The 3,230-nt window shown below is 63.1% G+C and carries 3 protein-coding genes; all 3 read right to left on the reverse strand.

Annotated features, from left to right (window positions below):
• Positions 1-1,308: dicarboxylate/amino acid:cation symporter (locus VEK15_02040; GenBank protein HXV59445.1), on the reverse strand; the 1,308-nt coding region annotated here is incomplete at its 3' end.
• A gap of 217 nt (positions 1,309-1,525) precedes the next feature.
• Positions 1,526-2,179: a hypothetical protein gene (locus VEK15_02045; GenBank protein HXV59446.1), complete on the reverse strand. Its 654-nt coding sequence runs from the start codon at positions 2,177-2,179 to the stop codon at positions 1,526-1,528.
• A gap of 100 nt (positions 2,180-2,279) precedes the next feature.
• The coding region (locus VEK15_02050) for an AbgT family transporter (GenBank protein HXV59447.1) at positions 2,280-3,230 on the reverse strand (951 nt) is incomplete at its 5' end.

Raw genomic sequence — 3,230 nt, forward strand, 5'->3', positions numbered from 1 at the left:
CTGAGGCGTGACCGGTTCGAGGGCGAGTCCGAGTCGTCGACTGACGAAACAGGCGGCGGTGACGTCGCCGGTCACGTTCACTACCGTTCGGCCCATATCGAGGATTCGATCGACTCCGATGATTAGAGCGATCGCTTCCCCCGGGACTCCCACGGTCTCGAGAACGCCGACGATCAAGGGGATGGCTCCGCTCGGAACCCCGGCGGCGCCAATCGCGGTAAGGACTGACAACACCACGACGAGCGCTTGTGAGCCAAGAGACAGCTCGACCCCGAAGACCTGAGCGAGGAAGAGTACCAATACCGCCTCGAAGAGCGAAGTCCCGTTCATGTTCGTCGTCGCCCCTACCGGCAACACGAAGCCGGCAATCTGGGGTGGAACGCCGAGATCCCGCTCGGCGTGGCGGATGGTCGTGGGGAGCGTTGCGTTCGAAGAGCTCGTCGAGAACGCCGTTACCATGACCGGCGTTACCTTCTTGAAGAAGAGCCGTGGCGGGTAGCGGATCACGAGGGCCAGGAGCAGGCTGTAGGTTCCGAAAAGGTGCAAGAGATATCCGGAAAAAACCAGCACCACGAACAGTCCGAGCTGTTTCACGACGTCGAGTCCGAGTCGCGCGGTCACGTTGAAGACGAGAGCGAAGACGGCATAAGGGGCGAGCCGCATGGCGTAGCCGACGATGGTCGCCATGATCTCGCCGATGCCTTCCACGAGCCGCAGGACGGGAACGCGAAGCTCCTCCCGGATGCCGATGAGCGCGGCGCCGAACAACATCGCGAAGAAGATGATCGGCAGCATGCGCATCTCCGCCGCCTCCCGAACCGGGTTGCGGCTCACGATGTCCACAACCATGTCCACCGAGAATCCCGTGGCTCCGGTGGAGACCTTCTCCGAGGCCTCCTCACCGAAAGTCTCGAGAAGCGCGTCCCTGGCATCGGAGTCGAACCCCCGTCCCGGTTGGAAGACGTTGACGAGGAGCAAGCCGAGCAGAGCCGACGCCGTGGTTGTGAGGACGAAGTATGAGAACGTATGGAAGGAGAGCCGGCCGAATTGCCCAACGTGTCCGAGCTTCGCCACGCCGAGGGCGAGCGAAGCGAACACGATCGGCACCACGACCATGAAGAGCATGTTGAGGAATATCTGCCCCAGGGGCCGGGTGGCGTAGCTCACGACGGCATCGAGCGCGCCCCGCGGTATCGCGCCTCGCTCGACCAGCAAATTGACGATTAGCCCGAAGAGCGCCCCGGCTGCCAGCCCCAGCGTGACCTTGGCGTGGGGAGACATGATTCGCGGTTTGGGAGGGCTGGACATCCGCGGATAAGTATCACGGTAGGGATCGGAAAAACCACACCGGCGGGGTGGCTCCGTTTCCGCCACGGCATTGAGCACGAGCAGGGTGATGAAAGACTCAGCCCACCCTGCGCGAGCGGAGCGAGCCCGGCGCGCTTGCCGCGCCGTAAGCAGCCCGAGCCGTGGCGGCTCGATCGATCAACCGGTCCCGCCACGGCATTGATCAGTAGAGTTCGCTCTAGCTCGTGATTCCCTCGCCGCGGGCCAGGAGCTCGGCGTGCTCTTTGGCTTGGGCGATTCCGCCCTCGCCCTCTTGCCAGCTCACCTGGCCGTCCTTGTCGGCATCGGTGCCCTCGAGGAGGTATCCCGCGAGCTCGCGAATCCTCTGCACCGAAGGGGCGGCCGTTTCCGCGGTCTCGGCGGTCAACACTTTTTCACTCTCGACGAGGATCAGCTCGGCCCAGCTGGCGACGTTCCGCGCCGACGTGGCGACGTGGGTCGCGTGCCTCTGAATGTTTTCCGTGGCGCCATCGGAGCGGGTCGCCAGCAGGACGTGCGTTTCCACGCCCTTTGCCGCTCTCGTGACGCCGAACCCCTTTCCCGGTCCTGACGTCTCCTTCGAGGGGTCGATGGCGTGGCGCACGTGGCGCACGTGGGTTTGCATCGACTCGAGGCTCGCCAGGTCGGAGGTAGCCAGCTCGGCGTGCCGAGCAGCGATCTGCGCCTCTTCTTCCAGAATGATGAGAAGCCCCACGTTTCCCGGCGGCCCGTTGATGCTCTTCACAACGTGGCCGATGTGGATGTGGGCCGGACTCGGCTCTCGAGGCGATTCGCCGGTCTGGAGCGCGATCGCGGGGAGAAGTGACATCCAAAGAGTGAATGGCGCCGTCATCTTTGCTCCGAGGGGGCTTCGGGAAGATCAGCCAACGTACTCATGGGCAAAGCTTAGCACGTCGGGCGGGCCCTGGAGCCGGTGCAGGACTAAAGGCATCTCAAGAGGGAAGGTACAATTCGGCGCCCGGTCCGACGGGGAGCTCGAGAAGGATCCAGACCGTGAGGAGGGCGGACCAACAGAGGGCGAACACGATCGTGTAGGGAAGCATCAGGGCGATGACCGATCCGATGCCCGCCTTCCGATCGTATTTGGCGACGAAGGCGACGATGAGGGCGAAGTAGGACATCATGGGGGCGATGATGTTGGTGACCGAGTCCCCCACGCGATAGGCCGTTTGGACGAGCTCGGGCGTGTAGCCGAGCAGCATGAACATGGGGATGAACACCGGGGCCATGAGCGCCCATTTCGCCGACGCGCTTCCCATGAAGAGGTTGATGAACATCGTGAGCAAGATGAAGCTCAGCATGAGGAAGACCGGGCCGAATCCGAGCGCCTGGAGAGCCTCGGCGCCCTTGACGGCGAAGATCTGTCCCAGATTGGTCCAGTTGAAGTAGGAGACGAACTGCGCGGCGAAGAAAACGAGAACGGTATAGGTTCCCAGGGTCGAGATGGCTTTTCCCATCCCTTCCACGACTTCGGCGTCGTTCCGGATGGTCCCGGCGCCCTTCCCGTAAGCGATGCTGACGACGACGGCACCGAGAAAGATGAAAGCCACGATGCCGGACATGAAGGGCGAGCGCAGGAGCCCACCGGTCTCGGGATCGCGTAGGAAACCTCCCGCGGGAACCGTTCCCAGAAGAAGAAATAGCGCGAAGAGCACGCCGGCAACGAGGGCAAATTTCAGCCCGCGCTCCTCCTCGGGGGTGAGGTGGGTCATCGAGAGGTCGGACTCGACGTCGCCTCGATACCGGCCGAGCCTCGGCTCTACGATTTTTTCGGTGACCCAGGTGCCGGCGAACGAGATGAGAAAGGTCGAGGTCGCCATGAAATAGTAGTTGGCCGCGGGGTTCACCGTGTAGTCGGGATCCACGATCTTGGCGGCTTCTTC

The organism is Vicinamibacteria bacterium (assembly GCA_035620555.1).
In the GTDB taxonomy this organism is placed as follows: Bacteria; Acidobacteriota; Vicinamibacteria; order Marinacidobacterales; family SMYC01; genus DASPGQ01.

Coding starts and splice junctions, on each gene's coding strand:
- VEK15_02045 (HXV59446.1), bottom strand. CDS start 2,179: ATGACGGCGCCATTCACTCTTTGGATGTCACTTCTCCCCGCGATCGCG.